10 protein-coding genes and 1 pseudogene are annotated in these 16,330 nt (G+C 66.7%); 4 read left to right on the plus strand and 7 right to left on the minus strand.

The features are described 5' to 3' along the window. Positions 1-53 precede the first annotated feature (53 nt). The 4 genes from ACW5DN_RS10510 to rhlB form a co-directional block, all read right to left on the minus strand. Positions 54-872: a response regulator gene (locus tag ACW5DN_RS10510; RefSeq protein ID WP_456963038.1), complete on the minus strand. Its 819-nt coding sequence runs from the start codon at positions 870-872 to the stop codon at positions 54-56. A 5-nt stretch (positions 873-877) separates the two neighbouring features. Further along, positions 878-1,846 (minus strand): permease-like cell division protein FtsX, encoded by a 969-nt coding sequence (gene ftsX, locus ACW5DN_RS10515; protein ID WP_456962620.1) that lies wholly within the window; start codon positions 1,844-1,846, stop codon positions 878-880. After that, complete coding sequence (gene ftsE, locus ACW5DN_RS10520) at positions 1,843-2,529, minus strand: cell division ATP-binding protein FtsE (RefSeq protein ID WP_456962621.1); 687 nt, start codon at positions 2,527-2,529, stop codon at positions 1,843-1,845. Before ftsE ends, ftsX begins: the two co-directional genes overlap by 4 nt. A 133-nt stretch (positions 2,530-2,662) precedes the next feature. Next, positions 2,663-4,543, minus strand: a complete 1,881-nt coding sequence (rhlB, locus tag ACW5DN_RS10525; protein ID WP_456963039.1) for an ATP-dependent RNA helicase RhlB — start codon at positions 4,541-4,543, stop codon at positions 2,663-2,665. Between the two features lie 187 nt (positions 4,544-4,730). Here rhlB and trxA point away from each other — a divergent pair, with 187 nt between their 5' ends. Further along, entirely contained in the window at positions 4,731-5,057 is a 327-nt protein-coding gene (trxA, locus tag ACW5DN_RS10530) for a thioredoxin TrxA (RefSeq protein ID WP_456962622.1), read from the plus strand. Between the two features lie 719 nt (positions 5,058-5,776). Continuing rightward, a pseudogene (gene rho, locus ACW5DN_RS10535) lies at positions 5,777-7,201 on the plus strand (transcription termination factor Rho); the annotation flags it as partial. Between the two features lie 95 nt (positions 7,202-7,296). On the opposite strand, the gene ACW5DN_RS10540 reads toward rho, so the two are convergent. Next, positions 7,297-8,103, minus strand: coding sequence for an energy transducer TonB (locus ACW5DN_RS10540; protein ID WP_456962623.1), 807 nt, complete (start codon positions 8,101-8,103; stop codon positions 7,297-7,299). A gap of 161 nt (positions 8,104-8,264) precedes the next feature. Between ACW5DN_RS10540 and ACW5DN_RS10545 the strand changes: the two genes are divergently transcribed. Continuing rightward, complete coding sequence (locus ACW5DN_RS10545) at positions 8,265-10,079, plus strand: monovalent cation:proton antiporter-2 (CPA2) family protein (protein WP_456962624.1); 1,815 nt, start codon at positions 8,265-8,267, stop codon at positions 10,077-10,079. A 49-nt stretch (positions 10,080-10,128) separates the two neighbouring features. Here the strand turns inward: ACW5DN_RS10545 and ACW5DN_RS10550 are convergent, their stop codons facing one another. Both ACW5DN_RS10550 and ACW5DN_RS10555 read right to left on the minus strand, forming a co-directional pair. After that, on the minus strand, positions 10,129-13,137 hold the full coding sequence (locus ACW5DN_RS10550) for an ankyrin repeat domain-containing protein (protein WP_456963040.1): 3,009 nt from the start codon (positions 13,135-13,137) through the stop codon (positions 10,129-10,131). Positions 13,138-13,435: 298 nt separating this feature from the next. Next, complete coding sequence (locus ACW5DN_RS10555) at positions 13,436-13,708, minus strand: YcgL domain-containing protein (RefSeq protein WP_456962625.1); 273 nt, start codon at positions 13,706-13,708, stop codon at positions 13,436-13,438. Between the two features lie 202 nt (positions 13,709-13,910). On the opposite strand from ACW5DN_RS10555, the gene ACW5DN_RS10560 reads away from it, so the two are divergent. Next, positions 13,911-16,292 (plus strand): prolyl oligopeptidase family serine peptidase, encoded by a 2,382-nt coding sequence (locus ACW5DN_RS10560; RefSeq protein ID WP_456962626.1) that lies wholly within the window; start codon positions 13,911-13,913, stop codon positions 16,290-16,292. Positions 16,293-16,330: the final 38 nt, after the last annotated feature.

The following is a 16,330-nucleotide window of genomic DNA, read 5'->3' on the forward strand; positions in this document are numbered from 1 at the left end:
CGCTGAACGGAGCTCGAATTGAAACGCAAAAGCCGGCCGCGAAACGCCCGTGCTCAGGCCAGTTTCGCCAACCGCAGCTGGAACAGGGTCTTGGTCACCAGCAACCGCTCCTCGATGGGCTTGAGCACCAGGTCATTGGCGCCGGCGCGCAGCAGCGCGCTCTGGTTGTCGAGGTTGGCATCACCGGTCATCACCAATACCGGCAGGCGGCGCTTGCCGTAACCGAAATCGTTGCGCAGCCGGTCGAGCAGGTCGCTGCCCTCCAGCTCACCTTTCAGGTAGACGTCGGTCAGCACCAGGTCGGTACCCGGATCGGCTTGGCCACGATGGCCTTCCAGGTACTCCAGCGCTTCCTCCACGCCGACGAAATGCAGCACTTCCAGTTGCTGCCGCTCCAGCATTCGCTTGGTCGCCAACGCCACCACCCGGCTGTCCTCGACGTACAACACGCGGGCGCCGGGAATCGTCTGCGGTTGCACGTAGCCGCAAATGAACGTGGCCAGCGCAGCATGGCCGAGCGATTTGTCGAAATAGTCGGTGACGTCCTCGGTGAACTGGCGCGACTCCAGGTGCGTCTGGGCGTCGGCGGAGACCACGATGACCGGCACGTAGGCCTGGCCCGCCGCCTCGCGCACGGTTCGCGCCAACGCGATGCCGTCACCGTCGGGCAACGCCAACGCGGTGGTGACCAGGTCCACCGGGCCGGCGGCAAGCGCCTCGCCGGCCTCGGCGATGCTGGCACACGGCACCACCTCGACATGCTCCAACTCGCGCACCAGTACATCGCCGATCAAGCGCCGCACCAGTCGCGAGCCATCGACCACCATCACCCGGGGAACGGTGTTGGCGACGTGCCGCAACTTGTCGGCCATGGCGGTCATGTATCGGTCGGCCGGGTCTGGCGCAGGTAGTGGCCGGTGACCAGCCAGGCACCGATCCAGCCCAGCAGCCCGGCACCGGCTACGACGGCGATCGCAGCACGGACACTGAACCCCTGCAGGGCAAAATTGCTGCCGTAGCTGTTGGCAAGCTCGGCCAACGGAGCGCGCAGCGACAGATCCGCTCCGGTCAGCAGCGCCAGAGCCAGCGCCCCGGCGACCAAACCATAGCCAAGACCCAGGTACAGGAACGGGCGCCGGATGAAGCCATCGGCCGCGCCCAGCAGTTGCAGCACGTTGATCTCATCGGTGCGTTGCTGGATGTCCAGGCGCACGGTATTGCCGACCACCAGCAAGGCACCCAGGCCGAGCATCGCCGCCAGCACCCAGGCCAGGCGTCCGCCGAACCGCAACCAGCCGTCGAGGCGCACGCGCCAGGCCGCGTCGTGCTGGACGATGTCGGTCTCCGGCAACTGTTCCAGCGACGCGGCCAACAAGGCTTCATCGCCACTGGGCCGGATCACCAGCAAGCTCGGCAACGGATTGCCGTCGAGGCTGGAAATCGTTTCTCCCAGGCCGCTGGTCTCGCGTAATTCGGCCAGCCCCTGCTCCGGCGTGCGCCATTCCACCGCCGCCACGTCGGGACGCTCGCGCAGTTCGTCGGCCAGCACACGGGCACGATCCAGGCTTATCTCCGGCTTCAGGAAAACGCTGACCTGGCGGGCCTCCTGGACGTCGCCGGCGAAGCGCTCGACATTGGCCAGCGCCGACCACAGCCCCAGCGGCAACGCCAACGCCAACGCCATCACCCCGATCGTCAATGCCGTCGACCACGGCTTGCGTACCATGCGTCCCACGCTGGCGACCAGACTGTAGACGTGGTGGTCGAACCAGGTCCCCAGTCCGCCGCGATGGGTGCGCGAACGCGCCTTCGCCTGAGTCTCGGCGCGGGTACCGGGACCGGTCATTCGGCAAGATCCTCGGGCGAGATGTCATCCACCAGCTGGCCCTGGTTGAGCACCAGCACGCGCTTCTTCATCCGCTTGACCAGGGCCAGGTCATGGCTGGCGATCAGCACGCTGGTGCCGCGCTCGGGCAGCGACTCGAACAGGGTCATGATCTCCGCCGACAAGGTCGGGTCCAGGTTGCCGGTGGGTTCGTCGGCAACCAGCAACGACGGCTCGCCCACGATCGCCCGGGCGATCCCGACGCGCTGTTGCTCACCGGCCGACAGCTGGGACGGCAATGCCTGTGCCCGCGCGCCCAGGCTGACCCGGTCGAGCACGGCACGTACCCGCTTGATGATCTCGGCCCGACGCAGGCCCTGCAGCAACAGTGGCAAGGCAACGTTATCGGCGACACTGCGGTCGGCCAGCAAGCGATGGTCCTGGAACACCACGCCGACCTGGCGCCGATGCATGGCAATCCTGCGGCCACGCACCCGCATCAGGTTCTTGTCGCCAAACAGCACCGCGCCGCGACTGGGCCGCTCGGACAGGTGGATCAGCTTCAGCAAGGTGCTCTTGCCGGCACCGGAATGCCCGGTGACGAACAGCATCTCGCCCGACGCGACCTCGAAGCTGACCTCGGCCAAGGCCTGGCGACCACCGCTGTATTGCTTGCTGACGTTGTCGAAGCGCAAGACGCTCATCGCGCACCTGTCGAAGACGATGGCGCCAAGTATCGACGGCGGCGGCGGCAATGGCTAGCGCCACTGTCCGACGTGGCGCCAATCACCGGGAGATGTCCAAGCGACGGGACCGGTATCGGCCCCGTCGACGGGATCAATGGTTGGAACGTGGCCCGCGGGTCACCAGTGACTTCAATCCGCGTCCGATGCGACCGAGGAGTCCGGATTTCTCGTCGCTGGACGACGGCGGCGTCCTGGGCTGCGAAACCACCTTGTTGGCAGTGACCTGTCGGGTCGAGCCGGAGGTGTTGCCCGTGCTCCGCGATGGCTGAGCGTTTGCATTTCCGGTCTTGCCGGCCGGGGTCTTGCCGGCTGCGGCCGGGGTTGGCGCCTGCGCTGTCTGGTCCCCGGCCTGTCCGCTGGTCTGGCCTTCCTCGAGCTTGCGCCCACGGCGTCGCCGGCGACGCTTGCGTGGCGGACGAGCGGCTTCATCGCCCTCGGCCGTCGCGCTCCCGGCGCCGGGAGCTGCCGACTGCGGAGCCGGCTTCGGCGCACCGTGCAACGGGCTGCTTTGCGCGGGAGCGGTGACTGCGGTATCCGCACTCGCGCTGGCATCGATACCGGGCTGGCTGTTCACGGCGGCAGCACCGGCTGCGGCCGCGCGGCGTGGACCCGGTGATCCGGAAGCGCCATCACGGCGGCTACCAGCGCCGGTTCGACCTGCACCACTACCACCAGTACGGCTACGACCCCCGCGACGCTCCTCCTCGACGGCGCGCTGCTCGCGCGCTTCCTTGAAGATCGCGCCAACGCTTTCCTGCTCTTCGCCTTCGACCTTTTCACGCACCGGGCGCGGCAGCGGCACCAGCAACTCCGGCTCGACCCGTGCCGTCGGGATCTTCTGTTCGATGTAGGCCTCGATGTCAGGCAGTCCAATGGCATAGCGCTCGCAGGCGAAACTGATCGCATCGCCTTCCTCACCCAGCCGCGCGGTGCGGCCAATGCGATGGACGTAGTCCTCGGCGTCGAACGGCAGGTCGTAGTTGTAGACGTACTTGACCCCGTCGATATGCAGGCCGCGGGCGGCAACGTCGGTCGCCACCAGCACTTCCAACTGGCCCTTCTGGAACTTGGCCAACAACGACTCACGCTTCTTCTGCGGCACGTCGCCGCTGAGTACACCAACCCGGTAGCCGCCCTTTTCCAGCGCGCGGGCAACCCGCTCGACCCAGACCTTGGTGTTGACGAACACCATGGTGCGCGCGCCTTCGCTGCGCGACAGCAGGCCCAGCAACAGCGGGATCTTCTCTTCGTCGGCGGGGAAGTACAGCAACTGGCGCACCGTCGAGGTGGTGATGAACTCCGACTCGACGACCAGTTTCTGCGGCTCGTTCATGTGCTCATAGGCCAACTCGAGCACGCGATGGCTCAACGTCGCCGAGAACAACAGGGTCTGGCGGATCGTGCACCCCGGCATCCGCCGCAAAAGGAAGCGGATGTCCTTGATGAAGCCAAGATCGAACATCCGGTCGGCCTCATCCAGCACGCAGACCTCGCAGGCGTGCAGGCTGACCACCTTGTGTTGCTTGACGTAGTCGATCAGCCGGCCGGGGGTGGCGATGATCACGTCCACGCCCTGCTGCAGCAGCTCGCGCTGCTTGTCGTAATCCACGCCGCCGTACACCAGCGCGAACGTCAGGCCCACTTCCGGCCCGAGCTTGACCGCATCCTTGTGGATCTGGATCGCCAGCTCGCGGGTGGGCGCCAGGATCAGCGCACGCGGATCGCCGGGCTTGCGCTCGGCCAGCGCCGGCTGGGTCAGCAGGCGGTTGATCGTGGCGACCAGGAACGCCAGCGTCTTGCCGGTGCCGGTCTGGGCCTGGCCGGCGACATCGCCGCCCTTCAGCGCGACCGGCAGGCTCATCGCCTGAATCGGGGTACAACGGGTGAAACCAGCGGACTCCAGCCCGGCCAGCAGCCGCGGGTGGAGGTCAAAGGAATCAAAGGTAATGTCGGTTAAAGGCTTGTCACTCATATGTTTCAGGAATCCGCGCGCAGGACTGCGCTTGCGTGGGTGGCGTCCGCCAAGCAGACTGCCAAGGTCGGTCAGCATGTCCTGACCACAGCGTGCGGAGGCCTTGAAGCCGCCGCGAAACGCCCCAGCTTAGCGCAAAGCCAGGCAAAACCTGCCATCGGCGCCCGCCCCACCCCAGGAGAACCACGTGAGCGATAAAACCATCCAGGTCAGCGATGCCGATTTCGACGCTGTCGTACTGCAATCATCCGAGCCGGTACTGGTCGACTTCTGGGCCGAGTGGTGTGGCCCGTGCAAGATGATCGCCCCGGCGCTGGATCAGCTCGCCGACGACTATGCCGGCAAGGTCAAGATTGCCAAGCTGAACGTCGACCACAACCGCGCCACCGCAATGAAGTACCACGTGCGCTCGATCCCGATGCTGCTGCTGTTCAAGGATGGCGAAGTCCAGCAGACCCAGATTGGCGCGGTCGGCAAGGTGCAACTGGCGCAGATGATCGACAAGGTGCTCTGAGCTTTTTTGCACCCCAGCTGAACTGTTCAGTCAGCTACCCCTGCCGCACCACTTGCGGCAGGGCTGGTGGCAATGCTAGTTTCGCAGTACCCGGCGCTTGAACGACCCAGCGGCCCACTTGTAACTGACGGTCCGCGAAAGCACGTTCCCCGCCGCACCCTTCTCGAAACCCAACGTCCCTGACGCTTCGTCCGCCCGATGCGGACGCTCGCCGCTTAGCGAGGAATACCCGTTTGTCCGACAACATCCCCGACGCCGGCGATACTGCCGAAAAGCGCGTGCGCAAGCCGCGTGCCAGCAAGGCTGCCGCCACCACCGGCAAGACCGAAGCCCCCAAAGCCAGCGCCACCAAGGTGGAGGCGCCACAGAGCGATGCGCCACAGGCCACCGCCCCGAAGCCCGCTGCGCCACCCAAGGCCGACGTCGTCAAGACCGAGCCACGACCTGCCGCGAAGCCGGCACCGGATGCGGCTTCGGCAAGTCCGGCACCGGCCGCGCCGGCAGCTGGAAGCCCGGCGCCTTCGAGCCAACCGTCCGCGAACCCGGCACCGATAGCCACATCCGGTGACCCGGCAGCCGCCAATCCGCCGAAGAAAAATCCTGCGCCCGTGAGTGAACAACCCGCATCCGGCAATGGCAACGGCAACGGCAACGGCGGCGATAACAACCCGCAGCGCGAAAGCCATCGCGACGGCCAACATCGCGACCAGGAAGGCGGTCGCGGCAATCGTCGCGAGCGCTTCCGCGGTCGTCGTGATCGTGGCGATCGAAAGGGCAGTGGCGGTGGCGGTGGCGGCAACCGCGACGGCCTGCCCAGCGATGACGGCGGCAACGAGCCCTTCGTCCCGCGCACCAATCCGCAAGTCCCCGAGGACTTCCCGAAGTACTCGCTGGGCGACCTGAAGCGGATGCAGGCGCAGAAGCTGCTCGACATCGCCGAAGTACTGAACATCTCCGAAGGCGTCGCCCGCGCACGTAAGCAGGACGTCATCTTCGCGGTACTGAAGGTGCTGACCCGCCACGGCGAAGGCGTCGCCGCCGACGGCGTGCTGGAAATCCTGCCGGACGGCTTCGGCTTCCTGCGCGCGGCCGAGGCCAGCTATCTGGCCGGCCCGGACGATACCTACATCTCGCCCAGCCAGATCCGCCGCTTCAACCTGCGCACCGGCGACCATTTGTCGGGCCGGATCCGCTTCCCGAAGGATGGCGAGCGCTACTTCGCCCTGTCGATCGTCGACACGATCAACGGCGAGCCGCTGGAAGCGTCCAAGAACAAGGTGCTGTTCGAGAACCTGACCGCGCTGTTCCCGCGTCGCAAGTTCCAGCTGGAGCGCGGTGACGGCTCCACCGAGGACATCACCGGCCGCATCCTCGATCTGATGGCGCCGCAGGGCAAGGGCCAGCGCGCGCTGATCGTCAGCCCGCCCAAGGCCGGCAAGACGATGATGATGCAGCAGATCGCCACCGCGATCAGCCACAACCATCCCGACGTGCACATGATCGTGCTGCTGATCGACGAGCGGCCCGAGGAAGTCACCGAGATGCAGCGCACCGTGCGCGGCGAGGTCATCTCCTCGACCTTCGACGAGCCGGCCGGCCGCCACGTGCAGGTCGCCGAGATGGTGATCGAGCGCGCCAAGCGCCTGGTCGAGCACAAGAAGGACGTGGTGATCCTGCTCGACTCGATCACCCGCCTGGCGCGCGCCTACAACAACGTCCTGCCCAGCTCGGGCAAGGTGCTGTCCGGCGGTGTCGACGCCAACGCGCTACATCGCCCGAAGCGGTTCTTCGGTGCGGCGCGCAACGTCGAGGAAGGCGGCTCGCTGACGATCATCGCCACCGCGCTGGTCGATACCGGCAGCAAGATGGACGAGGTGATCTACGAGGAGTTCAAGGGCACCGGCAACTCCGAGGTTCATCTCAACCGCCGCATCGCCGAGAAGCGCGTGTACCCGGCCATCGACATCAACCGCTCCGGCACCCGCCGCGAGGATTACCTGATCGAGCCCGAGCTGCTGCAGAAGATCTGGATCCTGCGCAAGCTGCTGCACGGCATGGACGAGATCGGCGCGATGGAGTTCCTGCTCGACAAGATGAAGAGCACCAAGTCCAACGACGAGTTCTTCGGCTCGATGAAGCGCTGAGTTGTAACTCGGCCAAATACATCGGCCCAATAAAAACGCCCGGCAATCTGTTGCCGGGCGTTTTTGTTTGCGAAGCAGTTGTGCGTGGGCTGCGGTCAGAGTATCGAGCCGATCACATCGGTTTCAAGCTCGAACCGCGATCCGAGCGAACGCAACTCGCCGTCTTTGAGCGTGGTTGCGCCGGCGTCCGCCACCGAACTACCGGTAGGCCAGGGGATCGGGTTAAGTGGGCCAGGGACAAACCCGTGCCAGGTGTTGTTGACGTTGTCGCCGAGCGTATACGACACCGGAATCCGGACGCTGGTGCCGACCGGATTGCCACCGATCGTCTCGCTGATGTCAAACGACCACTGCTCCGCTGCCCGCGCGCTGGCCTCGGCGAACTCCTTGCGCCAACGCTGATTGACCGAATCGCGCCGTGATTCCTGGCTGAGGCTTACCTGTTCGGCATGCACCCGCTCGACGTTGCCCTCCGCATCGATCTTTACCACCATCATGACCTTCGCCCCGACACCGGCCCGCACGGCGTTCCGGGGATAGTGGGGAGGCTGCATGTCATTCTTCTCGCGACTGGGGTCACCGAACCAGACGTCCTCGACGCGCAGTCGGTAGCCATCACTGCCGGTCGGCAGCGCCTGCAATACGAGGCGCATGCGGGTCGCGGCAATCACCGGGTTGCCATTGACGGTAATCGGCTCGAAGCGCCACTGCCGGATACTCTGCTCCAGCAGCTCCTCCACCGGCGGCGACAGTCCTTCATCAAGTTTGTATGAGTGGACCTCACCCTGTGGTCCGATCTCGATGTCGCCAGTAGCATTGAGTTCGAACACCGACGGCGGCTTTTCGTCAGCGTGCGCGGCCAACGGCAACAACAGTGCGAGAACAATGATCGCGATTCGCATTGACACCCTCCTTGGATAATAGGTTCGTACTCGAGACTAGACACAACCAGCGCACCGCGCAAACACGGCTGTCCCGGCGATACCACGATCGAGGGGCGTACCTCAGCGCCCGTTTGGTTGCTGAGGAGTCACGCGCATAATTCAGCAACGGAGGATGACGCATGAGCAGTGGCGGTCTTGAACTTGCGGTGGTGTTCCTGCTTGCGGCGGTGATCGCGGTTCCGGTGTTCCGGCGCTTCGGCCTGGGCGCGGTATTGGGCTACCTGGCCGCGGGAGTCGCGCTGGGCCCCTACGGACTGCGGGTGATCCGCAACGCGGAGCCGGTGATGGCGGCGTCCGAGATCGGCGTGGTGATGATGCTGTTCGTGATCGGCCTGGAGCTTTCACCGGCGCGCTTGAAGGTGATGCGGCGGCCGGTGTTTGGCGCCGGCGGGGCGCAGATGCTGGTCACCGGCCTGGCGCTCGGCCTGCTGGCGACATTGGCCGGCTTCGGTTGGAAAGCGGCGCTGGTGATTGGGCTCGGGTTGGCGCTGTCATCCACCGCGGTCGGCTTGCAGTTGCTGTCCGAACGCAAGGCATTGAGCAGCGAACATGGCCGGCTGGCGTTCGCGATCCTGTTGTTCCAGGACCTGACGGCCATCCCGTTGCTGGCCGCGATTCCGTTGCTCGGAGCCGCACATGCCGAGGGCGGGCTGGGATGGGAGGCGGTATCGAAGGCGGTATTCGCGATCGTAGCGTTGGTGTTCGGCGGACGGGTGCTGCTGCGCCACGTGTTCCGCTTCGTCGCCCGGTCGGCGATGCCCGAGGTGTTCACCAGCGCGGCGTTGCTGGCGGTACTGGGTTCGGCGTGGATCATGCAGAGCGCGGGGTTGTCGGCGGGCCTGGGCGCGTTCCTGGCCGGCGTGCTGCTGGCGGACTCGGAGTTCCGCCACGAGCTGGAATCGCAGATCGAGCCGTTCAAGGGCTTGCTGCTGGGGCTGTTCTTCATGGCGGTCGGCATGAGTGTCGACCTCAAGCTGGTGTTCGCCGAACCACTGCTGATCGAGCTGATGGTGCTGGTGTTGATCGTGGTGAAGTTCGCCATTCTGGTCGGCGTTGGCGTGCGCCCCGGTCGGCTGTCGCGACGCGATGCGCTGCAACTGGGCAGCGTGCTGGCGGTGGGCGGCGAGTTCGCTTTCGTGGTGTTTTCCGAAGCGGTCAAGGCCGGCTTGATCGAGGACGTGATGCGCGACCGCCTGGTCGCTGCGGTCGGTATCTCGATGGCGCTGACGCCACTGTTGATGATGGCGGTCGCCCGGCTGTTGCGAGGCCATCCGGTGGTCAGGCCGCCACGCGATTTCGATCCGCCACCTGAGGACGGCCACCCGCAGGTACTGATTGCCGGCTTCGGCCGCTTCGGACAGATCGTGGCGCGATTGCTGGTGGCGCAGAAAGTCCCGTTCATCGCGATCGAGCACAGCGCCGACCAGGTCGACTTCATGCGCCGCTTCGGCAACCCGTTGTTCTACGGCGATCCGGCGCGACCGGAGCTGTTGCGCTCGGCCGGCGCCGCGCACGTGAAGGTGTTCGTGATCGCGATCGACGACCCTGCCAGCAGCCTGCGCACGGTGCGGGTGATCCGTCACCTGTATCCGCAAGCGACGGTATTCGCACGGGCGCGTGACCGGCGCCACGCTTGGCAGCTGATGGACCTGGGCGCGCGCGGCACGCGCGAGATGCTGCACTCCAGCTTGAAGCTCGGCGAGGACGTGCTGGCCGCGCTGGGTCTGCCGGCCGAACTCGCCCATGACCACGCCCAGCGCTTCCTGGCGCTCGACGAACGTTTGCTGGAGGCGCAATACCGGGTGCATGACGATGAAGACGCGATATTGCAGGCGTCGACCTTGGCCCGTCGCGAGCTGGAGCAGTTGTTCGATGCCGACCGCGGGGAAGGCGTGCTGGGTGGTATCACCACCAAACGCGAGGCGCCGCCGTAAACCACGCCGAGCAAGACACTGCCGCCAAGGCTCGCAAGTCCGGCAGAAGCTAGGACTGGTCGCGCAACAGGCGCGCCATCGACACATCGCCACCCGGCATTCCCGGACTGAGCTGGGCGGCAATATCGACGAAGCCACGCATCACCGCGATTTCGCGCGCCGTGCGGTTGAGGGTGTCGCGCAGATCCGGATCGGCACCGGCGCGCAGCAGCCACGTGACCACCGCGGGCAGCCCGTGCAGCGCCGCCAGGTGCAACGGCCCGAAACCGCGCGGATCCTGTACGTCCAGGCGCGCGTCGTGATCCACCAGTTGCTCCAGGCCGGCAATCAGCACCTCTTCCACGGCCGCGCTGCCCGGCTCGGCGCGCGCACCCAGCAGTAGCAGCAATGGCGTGGCGTGGCCCGCTTCCGCGTCCAGATCGGCTTCGGCTCCGGCCAGCAGCAGGATGTCGAACAAGGCCATCAGGTGGGTGCGGTCCTGCGCGGCAAAGCCGAACATGGCCGCGCAATGCAGCGCGCCCCGATGCTGCGCGTCCAGTGCCCGCACATCGGCACCCGCTCCCACCAGGCGTGCGGCCAGGTCCGGCAGCCCCAGTGCGCAGGCCACCATCAACGCGGTCAACCCACCCGGCAGCCGCTGCTCGATATCGGCGCCGGCGCCCAACAGGCGCTCGACAATATCGGTATGGCGCATGCTGACCGCCGCCGACAACGGCGTGGCCCCGGTGCCGGCCGCGAGTCGCGGGTCCGCGCCATGGGCCAGCAGCAGGTCGACAACGGCGCGATGCCCGCCGCCCGATGCTCGCAGTAAGGCACTGCAACCCTGGCTGTCGGTGGCATCCACCGGCAAACCCAGCTCAAGCAGGCGGCGCACCGCATCGGCGTCGCCCACGATCGCCGCCGCCGGAACGTCAGCGGGCTGCAGGCGCCGCCGCGGCAGTGGCCAACCGCGCCAGTCGAGCCAGTCGGCCAGGTCGCGCCTACCAATCGCCAGCGCGACGCCCAGCGGCGTCTGGCCATCGGCGGCGAGCAGATCGGGCGCCGCACCGTGGGCGACCAGCGGTTTCAGCATGTCCTGGCGGCCCAGTGCGGCGGCCAGGTGCAATGCGCTCATGCCGCGGCTGTCACGGGCGTCCAAGTCCACCCCGGTCGCCAGCAGCCGGTCGAGCAACTGTCGCCAGCCCAACCGCACCACCAGTGTCAGCGGCGGATCGTTGGCGCCATTGCTGCCAAATGGGTCGGCGCCGCGCTCCAGCAACTCCAGCGCCAGCCGCTCCAGTCCATCGGTAGCGCGATCGTTGCCGACACACGCGCCCAGGAAGCCGGCCAGACCGCCCACCCCGGCCGGGGAAACGGCGTGATCGAGCAGCGTCTGCAACGCGTCCACCGCTGCCGGCCCCCGCTTGAGCATGGCGAACATCGGCGTGATACCGCGGCCGTCACGAACTTCCGGGTCGGCGCCGTGCGCAAGCAGCCACGCGATCTGTCGCGGCGGCAGCGCCGTATCCCCATCGTGCAACAACGCGCCCAACTGACGCGGATCAAGCAAGGCGGCAACCTCCTCGAGCGCATCTTCCCGGCCCTCGGCCAGTCCATCGCGCAGCAAGGTTGCCGGCGCCCGGTCGGCCAGCAGATCCTGGTCGTCGTGGCCGACCCTGGACGGGAACGCGTAGTCCGGGTCGAGCACCGCCACCAGCGGCCAGCGGCCGGATTGGGCGGCGTAATCGATCGCACGCTTGCCAACGTTGTCGTGCAACTGCGGATCAATTCCCAGCGCGAGCAGCTTGCGCAGCAGTTCCGGATCCGTGCCCTCGCACTGGCATGCCAGGGTCAGGATATTGGCGCCCTGGTCATCGGTGGCGGCGGGGTCAGCACCGGCGGCGAGCAGGGCGTCGATGATCTCCGCATGGCCGGCACGGACGGCCTGGTGCAGCGCGCTGCGACCCTGGCCATCGCGGGCATCCGCGCGCGCTTTCATCTTCAGCAGCAGCGCGACGCCGGCGGTGTCGTCGTCCTCCCCGCCAGCGGCGGCCAACAGTGCAGGCTGACCATCGACGGGTTCGGGCTTGGCGCCGCGCTCGAGCAGGAACTTGGCCAACCGCCAGTTGCCGGCCGCGCAGGCCACCCCCAGCGGCGACAATGCCTCGCTGTTGAGTGCTTCCAGATCGGCGGCGGCATCGAGCAACAGAGCCGCCACGCCCGGGTCGGAGCTGCGTGCGGCCAGGTGCAGCGGCGTATTGCCATCGCCATCGGTGGCACGCGGATCGGCCCCGTTGGCCAGCAAGGTGGTGACCGCATCGGGCCGGCCGTGCCAGCTGTCACGGGTCGCCGCCAGCAATGGCGTGATCCCGGCATGCAGGCCGTTGAGGTCGACGCCGTGCGCAATCAGCCCGCGCAACAAGCGCAGGTCGGGCAGCACGGCCGCCAGTACCGCGAGGCTGCGTTGGTCGCGATCGTCGGCCGGTGGCGGCGCATGCGGATCCGCGCCAGCGTCCACCAACTCCAGCGCGCGCTCGACGCGGCCACCGCGGGCAGCGTCGTACAACGCCGGCTCCAGAGGCTCCGTCGGCGCGGCCGGCTCCGGTACGGCAATGACGACCTCCTCCGGCACCACCGTGGTGTCGCCGACGGTAATGGCGACAGCCGGGGCGCCATCGGGTTCTCCATCAGCTTCATCCACAACCATGGCGGACGTGTCCACGGCCGCTTGCGGCAGATCGTCGTCGAGGTCTTCCTCACCGAGATATTCCATTGCGTCGGCCGGGGTGACACGCTGCAGATACCCGTGCAGCCCGACCGATGCCGCGGCCAGCGCCACCACCATCGCCCAACGCATGGCGCCCACCGCCAGGCCGGACCAGGCCAGGCACAGGATCAACCCGCTGATTGCCGCCACTGCCACGGCCACGACCAGACCACGCCAGGCGCCCGGTTCCAGCCCGTCGCGGGCGCGCCAGTGGTCACTCAGTGAACCACCGTCATGCTCCAGCCCTTGCCACAACGGCCACCAGCGCCACAGCGCCAGCAGCGCGATACCGATCACCGCGCTCAGTGCCAAGGTCGAAAGCAGGGACCCGCTGGCCAGTACCAGCGACAACGGCCACGCCACCAATAGGGAAAACGCGGAGAACGCGAGCGCCCACAGCGCAAGCAGTGGCGCCAACTCGGCGCGCGACCGGGCCAGACCCAACGGCGCCGGAACCTGCCAATACCGGGCGGCCAGCGCAAACAGGGGCTGCGCCAGGGTTCCGGCAATGGCCACAGCCCAGCCATTCAGGCCACTCGCGCCGGTCAATGCGGTCAGCACCAGCGCGGTGATTGCCAGAGCGGCCACGGGCTTGGTCAATCTGCGCGACTCAAGCATCGGTGCCCCAATCGGAGGTCAATGGGTCAATGTCGATGGCTGGCGGCAGTTGCACGTGAAAGCCACGCAGGGCCAGACTCTCGCGCACCTCCGCGGCATTGCCCCGGGCCAGCTCGCGCGGTGGCGTCAGGTCGACCTCCAGCACCAGCTGGAAGGGCTCCAATGGCCCGCGAACAGACGCGGCCACCCGTTCGAAATCGTCGCGTGCGGCGAGAAACAGGTAGGCGCCGTCCTTGCGGAGGCTCTTGTATACATGGGCTTTCATGGCGTCGGCCGGGGGAGACTGCGCTACGACGGATGGTCGTCCAAGCATACCGGCAACCCGGGCGGCCGCGCACCGCCGCGTTCAGCCTCGCGACCGGCTGCGGCGTGACCACGCCCTTGTTACCGATGGCCCGTGCGCGGGTTTTTTACGCTGATAAGCTGGATCGGTTTTCCCACCATTCAGCAACCATACGGTACCGCCCATGCGTCTTTCCCTGCTCGCCCTAGCGCTGTCTCTTGGAGCGTTGCCGCTCGCCGCCGTTGCCCAGGAACCCATCACCCTCACCCAGGCGATGGCCAACCCGGACTGGATTGGGCCACCGGTGGAGCAGGCATGGTGGGCGTGGGATGGCCAACACGTCCAATACCACCTGAAGCGCAGCGGCGAATCCATCCGCGACACCTGGCAGACCGGCATTGCTGGCGGTACACCGATCAAGGTGGACGACGCCGCGCGCGCGCAACTGGATGCCGCCAACCCGGTCTATGATGCCGGCCGCACCCGCGCCGCATTTGCCCGCAACGGCGACATCTTCGTGCGTGACCTGCGTAGCGGGGCACTGACCCAGGTCACTCGCAGCGACCAGTCCGAATCGCGGCCGCAATGGAGCCGGAACGGCAATCTGGTGTTCCGTGCCGGCAACGACTGGTACCAATGGCGCGCCGGACAGGGCAGCAGCCAGGCGGCGCTGGTCAAGGCGGAGAAGGATCCGTCGACCGAGCCCAAGCCCGACGACCTGCGCGACCGCCAGTTACGTGTGATCCGCACCCTCGCCGAGGACCGTGCCAAGCGCGACGCCGCCCGCGAGCAATCCAAAGCCTGGCGCACTGTCGACCCGACCCGCGCACCGGTTCCGGCCTACCTGGGCGACAAAGTCGAGATCATCGACAGCGCGTTGTCACCTGACGCGCAATGGCTGCTGGTGATCACCCAGGAAAAGGATGCCAAGGAGGGCCAGGCCGGCAAAATGCCCAAGTACGTGACCGAGTCCGGGTACGAAGAGTTTGAAGAGGTCCGCACCCGGGTCGGCCATAACGCGCCCGTCCCGCAACAGCTGTGGCTGGTCGAGGTTGCCAGCGGCGCGGTGGACGAGCTGACCTTCGATGCCCTGCCCGGCGTGGATGCCGACCCGCTGGCGGCCCTGCGTGAGGCGGCCGAGCTGGAACCGCTGAAGGGCGACCGCGCCGTGCGGGTGGAGACCGATGGCTACGGCAGCACGCCCGCCATCCATTGGCGCGCCGATGGCAGTAGCGCGGCGGTACTGCTGCGCGCGGTGGACAACAAGGATCGCTGGATTGCGACGGTGACCCCGCGCGCCGGCCAAGTGACGGATGCGGAGCTGAAAACGCGCCAGCGCCTGCACGATGACGCCTGGATCAACTGGAGCTTCAACGACTTCGGCTGGACCGACGATGGCGCCCTGTGGCTGTTGTCCGAACAGAGCGGTTACTCGCACTTGTACCTGGCGGATGGCAACGGCACCCCGCGTGCACTGACCTCGGGGCAATGGGAGGCATCCGCGCCGGTGCCGGGCATCGACGGCCGCAGCTTCTACTTCGTGTGCAACCGCAACTGGCCGGGCGATTACGAAGTCTGCGCCGTCGACCGCGATGGCCAGCAGGTTCGCGAAGTCACCGCGCTGGACGGCGTGGAGAGCTTCGAGCTGTCACCGGATGGCTCGAAACTTCTGGTTCGCCATTCCGACAGCTACCTGCCGACCCAGATTGCGGTGGTCGATACCAGCGGCGAGCACACCATTGCGCTCACCGATACCCGCACCCCGGAGTACAAGGCACGCCAGTGGATCCAACCGGAGATCGTGCAGATCCCGTCCAGCGACGGCGCCGGCCCGATCTGGGGCAAGTTCTACGGCCCGGATGTGCTCGAACCGGGCAAGCATTATCCGGTGGTGATGTTCGTCCACGGTGCCGGTTACCTGCAGAACGTGCATGACCGCTATCCGGTGTATTTCCGCGAGCAGATGTTCCACAACCTGCTGGTCGACCACGGCTACATCGTGCTTGATCTGGATTACCGTGCATCGGCGGGCCACGGCCGCGACTGGCGCACCGCGATCTACCGCCAGATGGGCACCCCGGAATTGCAGGACTACCTCGACGGATTGGCCTGGCTGGGTGCCAACAAGCAGGGTGACGTCGACCGCGCCGGCATCTATGGCGGCAGCTACGGCGGCTTCATGACCTTCATGGCGCTGTTCAAAGAGCCGGGCAAGTTCAAGGCTGGCGCCGCGCTGCGCCCGGTGGCGGACTGGTCGCAGTACAACCACGAGTACACCTCCAACATCCTCAACACCCCGGAGGTCGATCCGGAGGCGTACCTGAAGTCCTCACCGATCGAGTACGCGGAAGGCCTGCAGGACAACCTGTTGATCGCCCACGGGATGATGGACAACAACGTGTTCTACAAGGACTCGGTGATGATCGCCCAACGCTTGATCGAGCTGCGCAAGGACGATTGGGAACTGGCGTCGTATCCGCTGGAGCGCCATGGCTTCGTCCATTCCGACAGCTGGTACGACGAGTACCGGCGCATCTTCGAGCTGTTCGAGCGGGCACTGAAGTAGAGCAGCAACCCTAAGGCGTCGATGTAGGGCGGCCGGGC

Source organism: Lysobacter sp. A289 (assembly GCF_054072675.1).

Excerpts from the sequence above, each read along its gene's own strand:
- ACW5DN_RS10510 (WP_456963038.1), bottom strand. The coding sequence starts at position 872 with ATGGCCGACAAGTTGCGGCACGTCGCCAACACCGTTCCCCGGGTGATG.
- ftsX (WP_456962620.1), bottom strand. The coding sequence starts at position 1,846 with ATGACCGGTCCCGGTACCCGCGCCGAGACTCAGGCGAAGGCGCGTTCG.
- ftsE (WP_456962621.1), bottom strand. The coding sequence starts at position 2,529 with ATGAGCGTCTTGCGCTTCGACAACGTCAGCAAGCAATACAGCGGTGGT.
- rhlB (WP_456963039.1), bottom strand. The coding sequence starts at position 4,543 with ATGAGTGACAAGCCTTTAACCGACATTACCTTTGATTCCTTTGACCTC.
- ACW5DN_RS10540 (WP_456962623.1), bottom strand. The coding sequence starts at position 8,103 with ATGCGAATCGCGATCATTGTTCTCGCACTGTTGTTGCCGTTGGCCGCG.
- ACW5DN_RS10545 (WP_456962624.1), top strand. The coding sequence starts at position 8,265 with ATGAGCAGTGGCGGTCTTGAACTTGCGGTGGTGTTCCTGCTTGCGGCG.
- ACW5DN_RS10555 (WP_456962625.1), bottom strand. The coding sequence starts at position 13,708 with ATGAAAGCCCATGTATACAAGAGCCTCCGCAAGGACGGCGCCTACCTG.
- ACW5DN_RS10560 (WP_456962626.1), top strand. The coding sequence starts at position 13,911 with ATGCGTCTTTCCCTGCTCGCCCTAGCGCTGTCTCTTGGAGCGTTGCCG.